The sequence below is a fragment of the Streptacidiphilus sp. EB129 genome, from assembly GCF_041262645.1.
GTDB lineage: Bacteria > Actinomycetota > Actinomycetes > Streptomycetales > Streptomycetaceae > Streptacidiphilus.
The window spans coordinates 1-18,953 of sequence record NZ_JBGCCS010000070.1; the positions used below are offsets into that span (position 1 = coordinate 1).

At 68.7% G+C, this 18,953-nt stretch carries 12 protein-coding genes and 1 pseudogene; 11 read left to right on the plus strand and 2 right to left on the minus strand.

What is annotated here, in order from left to right; genetic code table 11:
• The 6 genes from ABH925_RS36470 to ABH925_RS36495 all read left to right on the plus strand — a co-directional run.
• Positions 1 to 792, plus strand: a 792-nt coding sequence (locus ABH925_RS36470) for a hypothetical protein (protein WP_370155704.1), incomplete at its 5' end; no start/stop codon positions are given.
• 207 nt (positions 793 to 999) lie between these two features.
• Positions 1,000 to 1,209 (plus strand): hypothetical protein, encoded by a 210-nt coding sequence (locus ABH925_RS36475; protein WP_370155707.1) that lies wholly within the window; start codon positions 1,000 to 1,002, stop codon positions 1,207 to 1,209.
• Between the two features lie 124 nt (positions 1,210 to 1,333).
• Positions 1,334 to 2,164, plus strand: a complete 831-nt coding sequence (locus ABH925_RS36480; protein WP_370155709.1) for a tyrosinase family protein — start codon at positions 1,334 to 1,336, stop codon at positions 2,162 to 2,164.
• A 428-nt stretch (positions 2,165 to 2,592) separates the two neighbouring features.
• Entirely contained in the window at positions 2,593 to 2,982 is a 390-nt protein-coding gene (locus ABH925_RS36485; RefSeq protein WP_370155711.1) for a hypothetical protein, read from the plus strand.
• A gap of 1,218 nt (positions 2,983 to 4,200) precedes the next feature.
• Positions 4,201 to 5,337, plus strand: coding sequence for a hypothetical protein (locus ABH925_RS36490; RefSeq protein ID WP_370155713.1), 1,137 nt, complete (start codon positions 4,201 to 4,203; stop codon positions 5,335 to 5,337).
• An 80-nt stretch (positions 5,338 to 5,417) separates the two neighbouring features.
• On the plus strand, positions 5,418 to 5,951 hold the full coding sequence (locus ABH925_RS36495) for a hypothetical protein (RefSeq protein ID WP_370155715.1): 534 nt from the start codon (positions 5,418 to 5,420) through the stop codon (positions 5,949 to 5,951).
• Between the two features lie 985 nt (positions 5,952 to 6,936).
• On the opposite strand, the gene ABH925_RS36500 is transcribed toward ABH925_RS36495, so the two are convergent.
• On the minus strand, positions 6,937 to 8,115 hold the full coding sequence (locus tag ABH925_RS36500) for an ROK family transcriptional regulator (protein WP_370155717.1): 1,179 nt from the start codon (positions 8,113 to 8,115) through the stop codon (positions 6,937 to 6,939).
• A gap of 326 nt (positions 8,116 to 8,441) precedes the next feature.
• Here ABH925_RS36500 and ABH925_RS36505 point away from each other — a divergent pair, with 326 nt between their 5' ends.
• The 4 genes and pseudogenes from ABH925_RS36505 to ABH925_RS36520 form a co-directional block, all read left to right on the plus strand.
• A complete protein-coding gene (locus ABH925_RS36505) occupies positions 8,442 to 10,241 on the plus strand; it encodes a ricin-type beta-trefoil lectin domain protein (RefSeq protein ID WP_370155719.1) in 1,800 nt (599 codons plus the stop codon).
• A 176-nt stretch (positions 10,242 to 10,417) separates the two neighbouring features.
• Complete coding sequence (locus ABH925_RS36510; protein WP_370155722.1) at positions 10,418 to 13,639, plus strand: glycoside hydrolase family 3 C-terminal domain-containing protein; 3,222 nt, start codon at positions 10,418 to 10,420, stop codon at positions 13,637 to 13,639.
• Positions 13,640 to 14,063: 424 nt separating this feature from the next.
• Positions 14,064 to 14,531 (plus strand): transposase, encoded by a 468-nt coding sequence (locus tag ABH925_RS36515; protein WP_370155724.1) that lies wholly within the window; start codon positions 14,064 to 14,066, stop codon positions 14,529 to 14,531.
• A 293-nt stretch (positions 14,532 to 14,824) separates the two neighbouring features.
• Positions 14,825 to 15,265: pseudogene (locus tag ABH925_RS36520) on the plus strand (transposase); the annotation flags it as partial.
• A gap of 94 nt (positions 15,266 to 15,359) precedes the next feature.
• On the opposite strand, the gene ABH925_RS36525 reads toward ABH925_RS36520, so the two are convergent.
• The gene (locus ABH925_RS36525) at positions 15,360 to 17,780 is read right to left on the minus strand and encodes a tetratricopeptide repeat protein (RefSeq protein WP_370155725.1); all 2,421 of its coding nucleotides are present in this window, start codon (positions 17,778 to 17,780) and stop codon (positions 15,360 to 15,362) included.
• 526 nt (positions 17,781 to 18,306) lie between these two features.
• Between ABH925_RS36525 and ABH925_RS36530 the strand changes: the two genes are divergently transcribed.
• Positions 18,307 to 18,822, plus strand: a complete 516-nt coding sequence (locus ABH925_RS36530) for a hypothetical protein (RefSeq protein ID WP_370155726.1) — start codon at positions 18,307 to 18,309, stop codon at positions 18,820 to 18,822.
• The last annotated feature ends 131 nt before the right edge of the window (positions 18,823 to 18,953 follow it).

Below are 18,953 nucleotides of genomic sequence, written 5' to 3' on the forward strand. Positions count from 1 at the left end.
CGGCTGCGCACCGTCGCCCTGGCCGGGGTGACCACCACCGCGGGCCTGGGCCCCTCCCGGATGCTCGCCGCCATCGCCGCCAACGCCGCCGAACCAGGCCACCTGCTGGCCGTGCCCGACGACGACCACGCCATCGTGCGGTTCCTGCACCCCCGGCCCGCCCGCGCCCTGCCCGGCATCGGCCCCGCGACCGCCCGCACCCTGGCCAACTACGGCCTGGACACCGTCGGCGACCTCGCCCGCACCCCGCTGCCCACCCTCCAGCGCATCCTCGGCACCAGCGCCGGCCTGCAGGCCCACCACCACGCCCACGCCCACGACCCGCGCCCCGTCACCCCCACAGCCCCACCCCGCACGATCACCCGCACCCACCGCTTCAACCACGACACCCTGGACGCCGGCGCCCACCGCCGCGCCGTCCTGACCCTGGTCCACGACCTCGGTGCGCTCCTGCGCGACAGCAGCACGTTCGCCCGCACGGTGACGGTGGACATCCGACACGCCGACCGCAGCACCACCACCCGCACCCGCACCCTGCCCGAGGCCACCGACCACACCCCAGCCCTGACCCAGGCCAGCCTCAAGGCGCTCGATGCCCTCGCCCTGCAGCGCGCCCGCGTACGTGCCGTCACCCTCACCGTGGAACTCGCGGACCAGACCACCGCCACACACCAGCTCACCCTCGACCCGGCCGACGAACGCGGCCACCGCCTCGAAGCCGCCACCGACAAGGCCCGACGACGCTTCGGACCCACCACCATCGGACCCGCGATGCTCTACCACGCGGCGTGAAACCCGTGGTCCGGCACCGGGCGGGCGGGTCAGCCCTCGCTGCTCGCGGTGGACCCGTCGTCCTCCTCTTCGGCAGCGGCCTGGTCCAGGTCGAAGGGGCCGCCGCGGTCGGACAGCAGAGAAACAACAGCGCCGGGGACGGACGCCGTAGCCTTGCCCGGCGCGCCGCCGCCGCGAGGACCTCACTACAAGCCCGACACCCGTGCGGTGGGCCAGCGCGGCACCGCCCGGCCCGCCCAGGCTGCGGCACCGTCCCGGCCGGCCCCGGCCCCGGCCCGGGTCACTCGGGCGGAGCGCGAAGCGCGGTATGCCGGGATCGGCGAGCCGCTGCGCGGCAGGCTGGTCGCGCTGCTCGAAGAGAAGGAACGCCAGCACCGCGACCAGGTCCCGCGGACCCGCGAAAGCGACTCGGGCTGACGTAGCGTCAGCAGCCCAGCGCCCGACCGGAACACCTCAGCCCGCCGCAGGCCCGGAGGCATAGCCGCGACCTGCCTGGGCATGCTGCGGATCGTCATATCGGACGAAATGGGGAGATGGCAGCGTGGATGACGGCACGATCGTGACCCGGCCGGAGGTCCGTGACCTGACGCTGGACCAGTTTCGGGCGTTCGCGGCCGCGGTCAGCGAGCTGCACGCGGCCGGTGGCACAGGGAACCATTACGACCAGTTCGTCGCAGTGCACTACGACAACGTGCCGCAGGCGCATGGTGTGCCCGCGTTCTTCCCGTGGCACCGGGAGTTCCTGCGCCGCTTCGAGGTGGCCCTGCAGAGCATCGACCCGACCGTGGTGCTGCCCTACTGGGACTGGACCATCGACGCGGCCGACCCGGCGGCATCGGTCATCCTCACGTCCGACTACTTCGGCGGCAACGGGCGGGAGGAGGACCAAGCGGTCGTCGACGGGCCGTTCGCGAACTGGACCGCCGCCATCCCACAGACACACCCGCTGCGCCGGCAGTTCGACGACGGAAGCCGCATCACCCCGTTCTACTCCGCGCAGAACATCGAGGCGATCCTGCGGAAATTCACCAACAGCTACGACGGCTTCCTGCGCCAGATCGAGAGCGGGCCGCAGAGCACCGTCCACGCGAACATCGGCGGCAACAACGGGGACATGACCTTCATGTACTCCGTCAACGACCCGCTGTTCTGGGTCCACCACGCCTTCATCGACCTGCTCTGGTTCGAGTGGCAGCAGCGCTACCCGAATCTGGCGCACGCCTATGACGGAAACACCTTGGATGGCGACCCCGTCAGCCCGAGCGACGTGATGGTGCCGTTCGGCATCCCGGTCAGCCAGGTCATGGACACCACCGCCCCGGGCTACCGCTACCTCTACAAGCGCTGGTCCGGGGCGCTCCCCACCAGCTGACGGCCTACCGACCGGACCGGTCAGCCACACCACCCCGGGATGGAGTCGGCCCCTGGGGCCGGGGCGGCCGGTGCGGATCGACGGCGAGGACGTCGGTATCGCCCAGAGCCCGGACTGCGTCGCCTGGATGATCGACTGGGCCGCACTGCCCGAGGACACGACGCCCGTGACCCGGCGCGGCGGGGGACCAGGGGGACTGGGAGTGAAGCGGTGGCCGTCCCCAGCCTCGACCTTGGGTTGTGCGCCGGGGGCGGCCACCGGCAGTCTGCCCTGCCGCACGCCGCCCACACGCTGGTGGGCCCTGCCATCGGGGGGATGTGGCAGGACCCGGAGCCAGGCTACGACTACCGCCACGCCACCAGGAATGCTCTCACCCTCCCCGGCTGCGCACCGATGCAGTACCCGGGGCGGCGTCGACCAGGCGGCCGATGGCGCAGCGCCAGGCCTCGCCGGTCCCGCGGCTGCCCACCCCGGCGCGCGGCCCGACCGGCACGCCGCCGAAGCGCTCCCATCCGCCCCCGCCGACCAACGACGCTCACCTCGCCCCCACCGACGCCGCATCGCTGCGCGCTCTGGTCGACCCGATGGTTGCCGCCGGGGGCGGGCTCGGGCTCAACGCGCCGGGGATCAGTTCCACCACGACCACGACCACGACCACGACCGTCAGCGTCACGGCCGCCGCCCGACGGCGGACAGCCTGCTGCCGCCGTGCGGTGGCACTTCGCTTCCGTGGATATCGCTGCCCGACAGCGGAAGGGAACTGGACCGGGCTGTTCGGCGGCATGCCTGTCGCTGCTGCGGGATGGCGACCCTCGTGATGCCTGGCCATGCCTGTTGTGCGAATGTTCTGGCGTCGATGGCGCGACGTCTGGCGACTCATCGGCATCGCCAGCACAGTGGGGGATGAATGTTGGGCATGGGCGGCAGACGGAAGCGGGTCAAGGCCGACGAGGTGGTCTCGAGGGCTCGGACTTACCCGTCCGGCGACTACCGTCGCTGGAAGATCCTTGCCGAACTGTCGACCATCGACGGCAGGGTCGTCTTCGGCGAGGCGTCCAGTTCCTCGGTCTGGTCGAGTTCCTGGATGAGGGCGAGGATCCCCCTGGCGATCTGGCCTTCATGCGCGGAGTCCCACAGACCGGTCCTGAACCAGGCGCTCTGGCCATTGTTGCGGGGACTGCGAGACCGACCGGCCCCTGCGCAGCCTGACCCCACAAGGCCGAAGCTGCGACTGGTGCGCGGCCAAGTCCCTGCAGAGACAGTGCGCCCGCTGCCAACGCGACGGCCACATCGTCACTCACCGCGAGGACGGCCCGATCTGCCGCCGCTGCTACAGCGTCGACCCCCAGGCCGTGCGCGAATGCGCCATGTGCGGCCGCCGCCGGGCCGTGCATGTCCGGGGTGCGGACGGCGCCGCCTGCTGCCGGGCTTGTGCTCCGCGACCGGAACGTGCATGCGTGCGCTGCAAGGCGGTCCGACCCGTGGCTGCCAATCAGGAAGACGGTCCGGTCTGCCGGGCCTGCTACGACACGCCGCCACGTCCGTGTGGTCGGTGCGGTCGGGTTCGCCAGGTAGCCGCGAAGGCGAACGACGACCATCCCGACATCTGCCACGGCTGCTACAGCGGAGCCTTCCCAGCCGAGTGCGTGCGCTGCGGACGGATCCGCCCCGGCTACCGGGTCGGGAGTGAGCAGTTCCACTGCCGTCCCTGCGCACCACGACCGCTCAAGACCTGCGGCAACTGCGGGGCACTCGCGCCCTACGCGACGACGTGGCCGCTGGGCCCCGTCTGCGACCCCTGCTACGCACGGCTCCGGCGGCGGCCAGCGCCTTGCGCCAACTGCGGGAATACAGCTGTCCTGGTGGGCCGATCGACCGGGGGCCACGGTATCTGCGGACCGTGCGCGGGGGCGGACGGCTTGGAGTACCGCTGCCGGCGCTGCGATTCTGCGGGGCGGCCTGCAGCCGATGGCCGGTGCATCACCTGCTACGTCCGGGACCGCGTCCGCGAGCTGCTCGGGGATAGCGATGGTGTCGTGTCCGATCAGTTGCAGCCCTTGGCCGACGCTCTGGGCACGGCCCGCTACCCCTACTCGGTGCGGCGGTGGATCGACAGGCTGCCCAGTGCGAAACTGCTGGCCCGCCTGGTGTCCGAGCATGGGGAGATCAGGCACGAGCACGTGGACGCGCTGCCGCAGGACCGCATCACCGATTACGTCCGCGAGATGCTGGTCACCACGGGCGTCCTTCCACGCAGGCATGAACCCCTCGCGCGACTGCAGCTGTGGCTCAAGGACACGCTCGACCAGCTCCCGCCCCAGCACCGGCGGATCATCGGGCCCTTCGCGGAGTGGCATGTGGTGCGCGACGCGCGACGACGGGCTGCCCGCGGCCGGTATACCACCGGGGCCGCGTCCGCTGACCGCACGGACATCAGGGTCGCGGTCGAGTTCCTGGCCTGGCTTGACACCCAGGGCCACGACCTCGCCTCCACGACCCAGCAGGTCTTGGACCTGTGGGCCACCAGCTACCCGACGCGACGCGCGGGACTGCACTCGTTCCTCAACTGGACGGTCGCCCGACGCCTGACCGGGAAGATCACTCTCGACCGCGCCGCGGTCGCGTTCCCCTCGCGATTCCTCTCCGAAGCCGATCAGTTGGAGCAGCTCAAGCGCTGCCTCAACGACGACTCCCTGCCTCTGCCCGCCCGCATCGTCGGCGCATTGACCAGGCTCTACGGCCTGTCGACCACCCGTATCGTGGCACTGACCTGCGACCGGTTCCACCGTGACGAGCACGGTGCCTACCTCACCGTCGAGCGCAACCCCGTGCTCCTGCCGCCCAAACTGGCACGACTGGTCGAGCTGCAGATGAACGGCCTCGGCAGCAGGTCAGTGCTCCACGAGTCCAGCGACGGCATCCGATACCTGTTGCCGGGCCGCCCGGCCAGCAGGCCCCAGAACCCCGGTTCCATCCATAACCTGCTGAGGCGCAACGGGCTGCCGACCATCAGCGCCCGCAACACAGCCATGATCGACGTCGTGTCTGAACTCCCGCCGATTGTGGTCAGCGACCTCTTCGGCCTCCACCCCAGCACCGCGCACCGATGGGCGAAGTACGCCCAGAGCAGCTGGGCCGACTACCTCGCCGCCCACGACATCACCAGACCGTAGTGGCCGTCGGACCGGTGCGCTCTGCCTCCAGGTGATGCCCCGGATGCGGAGGTTGCAGCCGCGACCGTTTGAATACCGGCATGGACTCCCCGATCTGGGCTGAACTGCCAGCCGATGACCGCGCCGCGGTTGACATCCTCATCCACCAGGACCGCCGGCTCGCGGCGGTCAAGCGCCTGCGCGAGGCGTTCCCGGACGATTCCAGGCCGGGCCTGTACGACACACTCGACGTGGTGGCGGCGCGCTACCGGGAGCTGGGCCAGCGGTTCGAGCGCTATCCGACGCCTCCGCTGGAACTGGTGACGCTGGTGGAGAAGGTGGAGGCTCTGCCCGGCCGACCGGTCGCCATCGAGGCAGTGTGGGACGGGGACACCGATGGGTGGTGCGTGGACCTGATAGCGCTCACGGACGACCCGGCTACCGAGCACCGGCTCGCCATGATCCGGCACGGCAGTGACATGAGACTGTTCAACGGCACGGTTCCGCCGTGGCCCGAGGCGCAGGAAGCAGAGACGGTCGGTCGCGCCCTGGCCGAGCAGTTCGCCGTGCCGTTCCACTTCGCCAGCCCCGATCAGCCCGACCTCGACGCGCCTCGCTGGAGGAGTACCTCGTGAACCTCGCTGCCACCTGGGCCGAAGCCCTTTCGGATCAGACCGGCTCGGAGTCAGCGGCCCCGGAGGTCTCTGGTGTCCGCAATCCAGGCTTGTGCCGTTGGTATCGACGACCTTGTAGTCGAGGACGACCTTGGTGGGGTCGCGAAACACCGACGAAAAGGTGCTTCTCACAGTGACGAAAGTCGCTGGGGAGGCACCTTTTCTCGTTGGTGCTGGTAGGTCGGGCCGCCCGGGTGGTTTCGGGCAGGGCGGTGCCGTGGTGGTCCGGGGGCGGGTTCTCAGCTGGCGGCGGGTTGGAGTCGTCCGGTGGGGGTCCAGGTGCCGGGTTCCTTGGTGGGGCGTCTGCGGGTGGGGCGGCGTTTGGCTGGTTGGTCGGGGTGGGTGAGGGTGTCGAGCCAGGTGCTGATCTTGCGTCGGTTGGCGTGGGCGAGTTGGAAGGCCAGGAGGAGGGTCTGGGCAGCGATGCCGCGGATGCGTCGGGTGCCGGGGTGCTCGATCGCTTCGTAGAGGTCGTCCTTGGCGAACGAGTTGAAGTGCTCGACGCTGTTTCTAAGCCGGTGGTAGACGCGTTGCCAGTCTTCGCTGCCGTAGGGCAGGGCCTGGTGGTGCTGGGCTCCGGCCTGGGCGGGGATGGTGACGGTGTGCTGGGTGCAGATCTTCGCCGGGCCGGTGGGGCGGGGTGCGGGGTCGGCCAGCGGGAGGCGCGGGTCGCGGCCCAGGCTCAGGGCGGCAGCGGATCAAGAAATCGCGGGCCCTCGCCGATGCGGCGTGGCACAGTTGTGCGACTCGGGGCTTCGGCACCCCGACGCAAGGAACCGGGACGAGTTGATGCCGGCGCCTCCGCTGTCCATCAGTGCCTTGTGGACGGTGGAGGCGCCGGCGGCGCCCTTGTCCAGTAACGCGATGTCGGCGGCGTTGTCGTGTACCGAGGCGGCCAGCACCAGTACCGAGAGCTCGTCCCTGTCCAGGAGCTCGGGCAGATCCCTCAGCCGATGGCGGATTGCTGGATGGCGGTTGCCACGGCGCCGAGGAGTTCGGAGCGTTGTTGGAGTGTGCTGGCTGTGATGGTGACGGCTTTGGCGCTGGCGGGTTGGGCGTATCGGTTGATGGACTCGCGGACGCCTTCTGCCAGGGGCTCGCCGGCTTCGCCGAGTTCGCCGCCGAGGATGATCGCGGCTGGGTTGAGGCAGTTGACGAGGTCGGCCAGGACCAGGCCGAGGGTTCGTCCGGCGTCGGTGATGACGCGGGCGGCGGCGGGCCTGGTGGCGAGATCTGCGAGCGAGGGCGGGTCAGCCGCGGTCGGACGGGCTTGGTCGGTCGGGTGCTCGGTGGGCAGGACGTGGGCCAGTTCGCGGCGTACTTCGGTGATGGATACGACGGTTTCCAGGCAGCCGCGGTTGCCGCAGCGGCACAGGTTGGTGGCGCCCTCCAGGTGGGTGTGGCCGATTTCGCCGGCGATGCCGCTGGAACCGCGGTAGGTACGGCCGCCCAGGACCAGTCCGGCTCCGATGCCGTGGCTGGCTTTGATGTACAGGAAGTCGTCGATGGAACGGGCGGCGCCGAAGGTGTGCTCCCCGCGGCCGCCCATGTCGGCGTCGTTGGCGACGGCGACGGGCTTGCCGAACCGGCGGGACAGCTCTTCGGCCGGGTTGAGGCCGATCCATTCGCGCAGGATGGTGGGTGCCCGGACGACCTGGGTGCGGATGTCGAGCGGGCCGGGGATTCCGGCGGCGATGCCGGTGATCTCGCCCGAGGTGTGCCCTGCCCTCGCCAGCGCGTGTCCGGCCAGCTCCGTTGCGGTGTCGAGCGCTTGCTGGGGCTGACTGTCGACGTCCAGGGCGGCGGAGCACTCAGCGAGCAGAGTTCCGGAGGTGTCGGCGATCGCGGCGGTGATGTGGGAGTGGCCGAAGTCGATCGCCAGTACGACGCCGGGTCGCCGCCGCAGGGCGATGACGGTGGGTCGGCGTCCCCGCGCGGATGGACCGGTGGGGCCGGCTGTCTCCTCTGCCAGGAGCCCCTCGTCGGACAGCAGCGTCACCGCGCTGGCGATGGCGCTTCGCGACAGTCCGGTCAGGCGGCTGAGTTCGGCCCGGGTCAGGTCTCCGTGCTGGGCGAGGGCCTGAAGTATGTGTTCATGGGTGCGCTGGCGGCGCGAGCTTGTCATCAGTGACCTCGCAGGCCACGGCGACGGCCACCGGGGACGGTGGCTCGGCGGCGGGAGGGAAGGAGGGCGCGGCCGGAGCCCTGGCCGGCACGCCCCTGGTGATCGGGAGAGGGCATGGCTCTGATTCTGCCACTCAAAGGATGAAATGGAAGTGTGTTTCTGACTCTTGACGGTCATTTTTCATGGGTCGTAGCGTCAGCGTGCCAGCGGTTGGAGTCCCAGCAGCCGCAGGAACCCACCCTGGTTCCCCATGGAAAGGCCGCACCATGGAAAGCAGATCGACCCATCACCGGAGCCGGCCCCGTGGTCGGCTCCAGAACGCAGCAATGGCAGTGGTGTTGGTGGTCTCCAGCGCGGTCGTCGCGTTGACGCAGGTCACGACGTCGTTCGCGGACACGGGCGTGAACGTCTGGCTCACCACCGCCGACCAGGCGAACAAACTGACCCCGCAGAGCCCGCTCGCCTTCGGCGCCGGTGGTTCCGGCGACGTCATCACGGTCAATCCGGACGCCACCTACCAGTCGGTCGTGGGGTTCGGCGGCTCGCTGACGGACGGGTCCGCGTACGACATCTGGAACTCCCCGTCCCGTGACGCCATCATGAACAACCTGTTCGGCTCGGGACCCGACGGGATCTCGTTGAGCTTCTTGCGCCAGCCCGTCGGGACCTCGGACTTCTCGCGTTCGTTCTACAGCCTGGACGACGTGGACCCGGGCTCGACCGGCCCGACGTTGTCCCAGTTCTCCATCGCCAAGGACCAGGCCTACATCGTCCCGCTGCTGCAGCAGGCGCTGTCGCTGAACCCCCAGTTGACCTTCATGGGCACCCCCTGGAGTGCGCCGGCCTGGATGAAGACCAACGCCAGCATGCTCGGCACCGCGGGCGCGGCTCTGATACCGGGGGACGAGGCCGTCTACGCCCAGTACCTGACGAAGTTCGCGCAGGCCTACCAGAGCCAGGGCATCCCGATCAGCTACCTGAGCGTCGCCAACGAACCGGCGTGGGCCCCGGGGTCCTACCCGGGCATGGCGATGACCCCGCAGCAGCAGAGCACCGTGATCAACGACCTGGCCCCGGACCTGGCCGCCGCCGGCCAGCACACGAAGCTCCTGGCCTGGGACGACAACTGGGACGACATCACCAACGCCTATCCCGACCAGAGTTATCCCAAGCAGGTCCTGGCCGCCACCGGCGCGAACACCGCCGGCGTGTCCTGGCACGGCTACGACGCGCACGACCCGGGCGCCCAAACGGCCGTCCACGACGCGTACCCGGGCACGGACGTACTGGAAACCGAACACTCGTGGACCGGTGGCACGGACTGGGCCGGTGAGATCATCGGCCAGGGCAGCGGCACCGCGATCGACGCCCTGCGCAACTGGTCGCGCACGGTCTCCTTCTGGAACATCGCGCTCGACGCCAACGGCGGCCCGAAGATCGGCAACGGCTGCGGGTGCACCGCCCCGGTCACCACCGATGGTGCCAACGTGACCTACAACGCCGAGTACTACGTCCTCGGGCACTTCTCCAAGTTCGTGAGGCCCGGCGCACTGCGCATCGACTCCAACGTCGTGGGCACCGTCAACAACGTGGCGTTCGAGAACCCCGACCACTCCATCGCCCTGATCGCCGACAACACCGGCTCCAGCGCGCAGACCTTCCAGGTCTCCTACCAGGGCTCCTCCTTCGGCTACACGCTGCCCGCCGGCGCCATGGCCACCTTCACCTGGCCCGGCGGCGCGACCCGCTTCGGCACCATCACCGGCCACCAGGGCCTGTGCCTGGACGTCCAGGGCGCCAACCCCGCCGACACCACACCGTTGCAGGTCTACACCTGCAACGGCACCACCGCCCAGACCTGGACGGTCGATCCCGCCGACAACACCGTCCACGCCTTCGGCAAGTGCCTGGACGTCCAGGGCGGCGCCACCGCGAACGGCACCCCGGTCCAGCTCTACACCTGCAACGGCACCGGCGCGCAGACCTGGGTGCCGCAAGGCGACGGCTCCCTGTACAACCCCCAGTCCGGCCGGTGCCTGGACGACACCGGTGGGGGCGCAAGCACCACCCGCACCCAGATCTTCGACTGCTGGCACAACGACAACCAGCGGTGGAACCTCCCGTAGCCGACAGCAGGCGCTGCGCCGCCTCGGCTCAGCGGCTGCGAGATCTCACCTGCCTGATGGTGGCCCCAGCATCGTCGCGCGCCATGCGGCTTTCGCGGATCCATGACCACCACTGAGCCCCAACGGGCAGTCCACGCCCGGTCCTGCCCGGATCCACTCAATCCCTGGGAAGTCCCATGCACAAGTCCCGAACGCAAGCAAAGAGGCGCACCGCGGTCCTCACTGTCCTCGCCCTGGTTGCCGGTGGTGCCGGCGCGCTGGGTTCTGGCGCCGGGACCGCGAGCGCCGATACCGCCTCGGCGATCGGCGTCAGCGCCGCGTGTCCCTGGGTGCACTCCAGCGCGCCGATCCCGCAGCGCGTCAGCCAGCTGCTGTCGCGGATGACACTCGACCAGAAGATCGCGTTGATGACCGGGTCCGGCGGCTCACGCTACGCCGGTTCCACGCCGGCGATCGGTTCGCTGTGCATACCCGCGATGAACCTGCACGACGGCCCGGCCGGCGTGGGCGACGACTGGGGGTTCACGGGCGCGACCCAGCTTCCGGCCCCGGTGGACATCGCCGCGACCTGGGACACCGGCGCCGAGCAGACCTACGGTCAGGTCATCGGCGCCGAGCAGGCCGCCAAGGGCGCCACGGTCGACCTCGGGCCCACCATCAACATCGTGCGCGACCCGCGTTGGGGCCGCGCCTTCGAGACCGTCGGGGAGGACCCCTACCTCAACGGGCAGATGGGCGCGGCCGACATCCGCGGCGTGCAGTCCACCGGAGTGATGGCCCAGGTCAAGCACCTGGCCGTCTACAACCAGGAGAAGGGTCGCAACACCTCCGCCGACAACGCGATCGTCAGCGACCAGGCACTGCAGGAGATCTACCTGCCCGCCTTCCAGACCGCCGTGCAGCAGGGCGCACCCTCCTCGGTGATGTGCTCCTACAGCACCATCAACAACACCCCCGCCTGCCAGAACACCCAGATCCTGGACTCCGCACTGCGCAGGCAGTTCGGCTTCACCGGCTTCATCACCTCCGACTGGGACGGGGGCCTGGTCGACGACAACAACAACCCGTATCAGCCGTACATCGAGAACGCGGCCAACGCGGGCCTGGACCAGGACATGCCGCCCGGCAAATACGGCAACGCCCTGAAGTCGGCCGTCACCGCCGGCCGAGTGAGCCAGTCCACGATCGACACCGCCGTCTCGCGGATCCTGACCCAGATGTTCGCCTTCGGCCAGTTCGACCAGGCACCGACCGGATCACCCGCGCAACCGGCCACCAACGCCACCGACCAGAGCACCGCCGCGCAGCTCGCCGCCGAGGGCACGGTGCTGCTCAAGAACAGCGACAACGCGCTCCCGCTGGCGGCGTCCACCGGCTCGATCGCGGTGATCGGCGCCGCCTCCACCAACGCGATGACCGCCGGCGGCGGCAGCGCGCACGTCGCCTCCAGCGGCACGGTCACCCCGCTGGACGCCATCACGAAGCGGGCCGGCAACGGAACCACCGTCAAGTACGACGACGGCACGAACACCAACTCCGCCGCCGCACTGGCGGCGTCCTCCAGCGTGGCCGTGGTCTTCGTCAACAAAGGCGAGGGCGAGGGCACGGACCTCGGCGACATCGACCTGGGGTCGCAGAACGCCCTGATCTCCGCGGTCGCGGCGGCCAACCCCAACACGATCGTGGTCCTCAACACCGGCTCCGCGGTGACCATGCCCTGGCTCTCCTCGGTCAAGGGCGTCCTGGAAGCCTGGTACCCGGGTCAGCAGGCCGGCACAGCCATCGCCTCCCTGCTGTTCGGCGACACCAACCCCTCCGGCCACCTGCCGGTGACCTTCCCCACGTCGCTCAGCGACGTGCCCGCGAACACCACCGCGCAATGGCCGGGCACCAACACCAACAGCACCGTGCAGTACTCCGAGGGCGTCGACGTCGGCTACCGCTGGTACGACGCCAAGAACATCACGCCGCTCTTCCCCTTCGGCTACGGCCAGTCCTACACCAGCTTCTCCTTCAGTAACCTGCACGTCGGCACGCTGCCGCAGGGCGGTGCGGCCACCGTCACCGCCACCGTCACCAACACCGGCGCGCGCGCCGGCTCCGACGTCGCCCAGCTCTACATCACCCAGCCCGCCTCCGCCGGCGAGCCGGTCAGGCAACTGCAGGGCTTCGAACGCGTCGACCTGCAGCCGGGGCAGAGCAAAACCGTCACCTTCCAGCTGACCCAGACCAGCCTCCAGCACTACGACTCCACCGCTGGCGCCCTGACCACCAGCACCGGCGCCTACGGCATCGCCGTGGGTGACGCCGCATCGGACGCGAACCTCCCTCTGAAAGGAACGCTGAGCGTCACCTCCACACAGCTCGGCCAGCCGCTCACCCTCACCAGCCCCGGCCCCCAGGAAGGCCCGACCGGCACCCCGGTGTCCGTGCAGGCCGCGGCCGCCGACACCACCACTGGTCAGACTCCGAGCTTCACCGCCACCGGGCTCCCGGCCGGCACCTCCATATCCCCCACCGGGCAGATCACCGGCACCCCGACCACCCCCACCACCAGCACCGTCACCGTCACCGCCAAGGACAGCGCCGGAGCGCTGGCCACGACCAGCTTCGTGTGGACCGTGGTGCCCGCCGACGCGCCCGTGGCCACCCCCCTGATCGGCCCCGGCGGCAAGTGCCTCGACCTGTTCGGCGGCAACAACAACGACACCAACAAGGTAGAGGTCTACGACTGCAACGGCACCACCGCCCAGCAGTGGTCCGAGCACCCCGACGGCACCGTCCGAGCGAACAGCACGTGCCTGGACGTAGCAGGCGCCGGCACCAACGACGGCACCCCCGTGCAGATCTACACCTGCAACGGCACCGGCGCCCAAATCTGGCAGCACCAGTCGAGCGGCGCCCTGCTCAACCCCAACTCCGGCAAGTGCCTGACCGATCCGGAGTCCACCGCGACCAACGGCACACAGCTCGTGATCAGCTCGTGCACCGGCGCCGCCAACCAGTCCTGGGTCTCGCCGATCCACACGATCACCGGAGCCGGCAGCGGCCGCTGCGTCGGCATCCCCGGGGCCAACACCACCAACAACCCGCAGGTCCAGCTGTACGACTGCAACAGCACCGCGGCGCAGACCTGGTCCCAGCCCGGCGACGGCACCATCCGCGCCCTGGGCGAGTGCCTGGACGTGGCCGGAGCTTCAAGCGACAACGGCACCCCGGTGGACATCTACCCCTGCAACGGCACCGCCGCCCAGCAGTGGACCTACAACCCGACCACCCACCAGCTGACAGCCTTCGGCAAGTGCCTCGACGCCACCGGCTTCGGCACGACCAACGGCACCAAACTGCAAATCTTCGACTGCTACGCCACCTCCAACCAGCAATGGAACCTGACCTAGCCAACGCACCAGACCAGTCGGGGCAGCCCACGAAATGGCCCGATAACTGAGTCAGAGATACTGCCCGGTCCCAACGACCGGGCAGTTCTCAGTAGCTTGTCCACCCGGCCCCGCCCGCAGCCCGGCGTGCGGACTCGCGACCAGCTCGCCTCGCCCAAGCCCTGCCCCGAAATGGACAATCCCTCACGAACCGCCCTCTCGGAGGGCGTTTATGTAGTTTTGATCCGGTAAATCGCTTCTATCCGTGCCCATCTTTATGACGATTTTCCTTCTATTAAGCTATTGCCCGCATGTTGGTTGCGAGCTCGTCCGTCCGTCTCATCCGGCTCTGTCCCCCAACACCCGTCTGGTTTAAGAAAGTTGTAGAACCGCCCGATAGACAGCGGAACGAATCCCTCCGACCCCTGTGCGCTACTGCTGTGCCGTGACCAAGCGGAAGCCGTACCCCAGCGACCTGTCCGACGCCCGATGGGCCTTGATCGAACCAACCCTGACGACCTGGAGAAAAGCCCGACTCGACCGCAGACCCACCGGCCAGCCAGCCTCGGTCGAACTGCGCGACGTATTCAACGCGATCCTCTACGTCAACCGCACGGGAATCGCCTGGAAATACCTCCCGCACGACTTCCCGACTCGCGCCACCGTCTGCTACTACTATTCGGCCTGGCGCGACGAGGGAATCTTCCTCCAGCTCAACTACGACCTGACCGCCCTGGCCCGCGTGAAAGAGGGCCGCAAACCCGAGCCGACCGCATCCGTAATCGACACCCAGAGCGTCAAGACCTCCACCAACGTACCCCTGAACAGCCAGGGAACGGACGCCGCGAATTATCCGGGGCAGGCGGTTATGCCGATCTGTGGGCATAACCTTTGGTCGACGAGAACTCGGTGACAGCTGGCCAGGCATAATCCGGAGCCTTGGCGGTCCTCCGAGGGTTGCCCCCGGTAACCTCGGCAGGCGTGGCGGGAAGCCCGTTTCACCGTCTGTGAGCATGGATTTCTTCATTGAAACGAAGCCTGCGGACCTACTGTTGCCTCGGTCCTCCAGTCTGTTGACCGCGGTCTGTCGCGACGCGATTATCCCGACCGGGGCAGCCTGGATATCGTGCTGAGCTGCGAGCTCGTAGTCGGGTCGGCATAACCGCCCGCCCCGGATAATTTCCGTTATGCCGGGACCGGCATAACGCGAAGAAAATAGTGGGCCGGAAGCGAGGCATCCTCACCGACACGATCGGCCTCATCCTCGCCGTTACCGTCACCGCCGCAAGCCTTTCTGAGAACGCCCTGGGGATACGACTCCTCGGCCAGGCCAAGAAGGCCTATCCGACCATCTCCAAGAGCTGGGTCGACACCGGCTTCAAGAACGCCGTCGTCGAACACGGAGCCCGCCTTGGAATCGACGTCGAAGTCGTCCCCAGAAAATCTGAAATCCGCGGCTTTCACATCGTCAAAAGGCGCTGGGTGGTAGAGCGTAGCTTCGGCTGGCCTATGCAGCACCGCCGTCTCGCTCGCGACTACGAGACTCTCCCTGCCAGCTCCGAAGCCATGATCCACATCGCTTCGATCGACAACCTTGCCAAGCGCATAACGGACGAAACCACACCTACGTGGCGAGGTACCTACTAGAACATAAAGAGCAATTCGCTCACCTTAAACGCCCTCCCAAAGTGCCAGCGGTGTTCTGTGCCGGCGCAAGATAGGGACCAACGGGCCGAGGCGGTCAAGGTCGGGTGCCGGCCCTGTCGGGGAGTTCCGCCCTTTTCGGGTTGCCGGCTTGTGCTTCGGCTTGCTTGTTCTCTGTGGTGTTGTGGCCTGCCCCGGGTTTCCGATGGCGTCGAGGGTCTTCCCAGTCTGTCGGTGTCCAGGTGCTCGGTTGTTCTTTCTCGGTGGTGTCGAGTCGTTGCCGTGCCTCGGCTGCCTTGGGGTGGCTGATCTCCTGGAAGAGGTGGAGTGCCTGCTGCCAGGCGTGTCGGGCCTGGTCGAAGTGGCCGGCGGTGGCGTGGGTCTCGCCGGTGCCGAGGAGTGCGTCGGCCTGGAGGAGGGTGTCGGTGAGGAGGAGAGCGAGGTGTTCCTGCTCACCGTAGAGATCGAGTGCGTTGTCGAGGTCTCGGTCGACGAGGTGGAAGAAGGCGAGGTTGCCGACGGCCAGACACTCCCTGTGTCGGTCGCTCAGCTGCTGGTAGATGGCGAGGGCCTGACGGGTGTCCGCGAAGGCGTGGGGGAGGCGTCCCAGGCGCTGTTGGATCACGCCTCGGTTCTGCAGCGCTGTCGCGCGGGCCCGACGCGCGTCGTCGTCCTGAAGCAGGTCGAGGGCCTGTGTGAACAGAGCGACGGCGCGCTCGTTGTTGCCACGTTGGGTGTGGACCGCGCCGAGGTCGACCAGAGCCGAGCCCTCGCCTGTGGGGTTGATGACGACGGTGCGGTAGATCTGCAGTGCCCGCAGGCAGCTTTCCTCTGCTTCGTCGAGCCGGTCGATCCGCCAGTAGACACTGCCGAGTCCGGCCAGCATCAGGGCCTGGGCGGCCTGGTCCCCGCAGGCCTGCGCGGCCGTGACGGCGAGCTGCTGCACCGCCGGAAAGCCGTCAAGGTGGTAGCGGACGATCCGGAACTCCTTCTGGACCAAGGCGAGTTGCCACGTGAGGCGGTTCAGTCCCGCTCGGGCGGCGGATCCCTGGATAGCGGTGAGGTTCGGCCATTCCTGATCGAACCAGGTCAGGCCCTCTTCGTAGCTGGCGAAGCAGATGGGCCCGCCGGACCCTTCGGGTAGGAAACCGGTGAGCGGCGGGGCGCCGATGGCGCGCGCCGCGGCATGGCCGGTGGCCATGGCCCAGGTGGCTAACCGGGCCAGCGGCCCGACGGGATCCGGCTCCGGGTCGGCTCCAGCCAGTTCAGCGGCGTAGGCGCGCAGCAGGTCGTGCAGTTCGTAGCGGCCGGGCGTGTGCTGACGGATCAGGTTCTCGTCCTGGAGCCGCTCGATCGCCTCCTCCGCCGCATTCTCGGGAATGTCCGCGAGCGCGGCGACCAGGGCGGCGGTGAAATCGGGCCCGGGGTGGTGGCCGAGGAGGCGGAAGACGCGCTGAAGCGGCGCGGCGAGGCCCCGGTAAGAGAGGTCGAAGACGGGACGCAGGGCGCGTCCGCCTGCACGGATCGCCTCCAGCCGTCCGGTTTCGAGCCGGTCGGCGAGGTCGGCGAGACTCCACATGGGGCGGGAGCGGAGCCGGGCGGCGACGAGGCCGAGGGCGAGCGGGAGGTGGCCGCAGTGCTGCACGATGCGCTTGGCCGCCTCAGGCTCGGCACTCACACGGTCGTGTCCGGCGATCCGGGCGAGCAGGTCGACCGCCTCGGCGTCGGTGAAGATGCCGAGCAGGTGCGGGGTGGCGCCGTCGAGGCCGGCGAGGCTGCGGCGGCTGGTGACCAGGACCAGGCAGCCCGGGCCGGCGGGGATGAGGTCGCGGACCTGGTCCTCGTCGGCGGCGTTGTCCAGCAGGACCAGCACACTGCGCTGGCGCAGCCGGTCGCGGTACATCGCAGCCCGCTCATCCCGACTTGCGGGGATCTGCTGCGCCGACACGCCCAGCTGGCGCAGGAAGGCATCCAGCACCGCGGACGGGTCCGCGGGCGGGCGTTCGGGGTCGAAGCCGCGCAGGTTCACATGCAGCTGCACGTCGGCGAAATGACCCGCCCGGACGAGTTCGTGGGCGGCGTGGATCGCGAGCTGGGTCTTGCCCACACCGGCCATGCCCTCGATCGCGGAGATCACGACCGTGTTCGCGCCGGAGCTTCCTTCACTGCTGCGCGGGTCCGTGGCCGCCTCGATCAGCCGGGCGAGTTCCTCACGGCGTCCGGTGAACGTGGCAAGGTCCGTGGGCAGCTGCCCGAACACCCCGACCGGGCCGCCGGTCCTGGCCAGCGAGTGGACCCTGACGCAGGCCTCGCGCCAGCGAGCGACAACCACCTCCTCTGCCCCCAGGGCCCGGACGATCGCCACCACCAGGTCCAGATCCAGACGACGGCGCCCGACCCTGAACGCGTCCGCGACCGTGGATACCGAGACGGCACCCGGTGGCCGCATCACCGACCCGACCCGCTTGGCCAGCACCCGGTAGGACGGCATCCCCGCCCACACACGCAACTCACCCAACAGACCTATGAACTCCGCCAGATCCTCCACTCTGCCCGGATCCGGCACCAAACCGTGCTGCTCACCCACAATGCCCCCATATGGTCGTGCCCCTGACAGTCAGAGTCTATGAGTCGGGTGTACGGATTCGTACGGGAAACGGGACGTCACCCTGTCGTCTCGGGCAGCCTGGTCCTGCCGCTTCGTGCCGGAAGCGTCAGGCGACCGTCAGGTCAGCGCCATGGTCGGCCGGCACGTTCCGCGGTGAGGCCAAGTACCGAACCGGCTGCCACCACGCGCAGCCGACGAATGGCGGTTCGAACACGCGAGCATGGAGGTCACGTGGCGACGTACGAGACTGGTATCTGGTTTGAAGCTGTTGTCGCCGCCGGACCACAGACCATTGGCTGCTGCCGATGCAGCTGGAGCCAACCCGTAATAGGGGGCCTGAAGTTGTGCAGGGGTCGTGGTTCTTCGTTCGCGCATCGCCACGGGCAGATAAGTTCGATTCAGACCTGAGCATCGCTCATGATCAAGGGGGAAACGCATGTCTGCTCGCCGCACTCTGACCGCCCTGGCTCTCGCGGGAGCCGCCGCAACCGTCGGATTCGCCGCCCCAGTGCAGGCCGCCAGCCACGCGACACCGCTGAGCTGCAGCGGCTGGATCAACATCGGCGACCCCGGCAACTACTACTCGTACGGCCAGTACGCCGGGCAGGTGGAACAGGAGTACGACACCTGCAGCGGCGCGGTGATGGCGCACTGGCAGTGGTCCGCGAATTTCGCGTACAACCACCCCGGAGCTGAGGTGATCGTCGAGGTCGAAAGCACCAGCGGCGTCATCCAGCACGGCTACGGCTACGGCAACGGCAACAAGGACGTATGGGCATACGACAACAACATCCACGACGCGAACCCCGACACCTGGTACGCCCATGCAGTCTTGTTCAGTGACTGCGGAAATATCATGGGCGCCATGGGCACCACACACCGGTACGCAGACGGCGGCACGGACGCCCCGGCGAAGACCGGCGGCTGCGACCTGTATGGCAACTGGTACTAACTATCACCGGCTCGTCTCCCGGACGAAGAAAACCGTGGTGAACTCAACCGGTCAGCGCAACAGTGCTGTGATCCTATCGGCTGGGGTGTCGTAGTCGAGTGTTTTCCGAGGTCGTCGGTTGAGGCGTTCGG

Coding starts and splice junctions, on each gene's coding strand:
- ABH925_RS36485 (WP_370155711.1), top strand. CDS start 2,593: ATGGCGCAGCGCCAGGCCTCGCCGGTCCCGCGGCTGCCCACCCCGGCG.
- ABH925_RS36495 (WP_370155715.1), top strand. CDS start 5,418: ATGGACTCCCCGATCTGGGCTGAACTGCCAGCCGATGACCGCGCCGCG.
- ABH925_RS36500 (WP_370155717.1), bottom strand. CDS start 8,115: ATGACAAGCTCGCGCCGCCAGCGCACCCATGAACACATACTTCAGGCC.
- ABH925_RS36505 (WP_370155719.1), top strand. CDS start 8,442: ATGGCAGTGGTGTTGGTGGTCTCCAGCGCGGTCGTCGCGTTGACGCAG.
- ABH925_RS36510 (WP_370155722.1), top strand. CDS start 10,418: ATGCACAAGTCCCGAACGCAAGCAAAGAGGCGCACCGCGGTCCTCACT.
- ABH925_RS36530 (WP_370155726.1), top strand. CDS start 18,307: ATGTCTGCTCGCCGCACTCTGACCGCCCTGGCTCTCGCGGGAGCCGCC.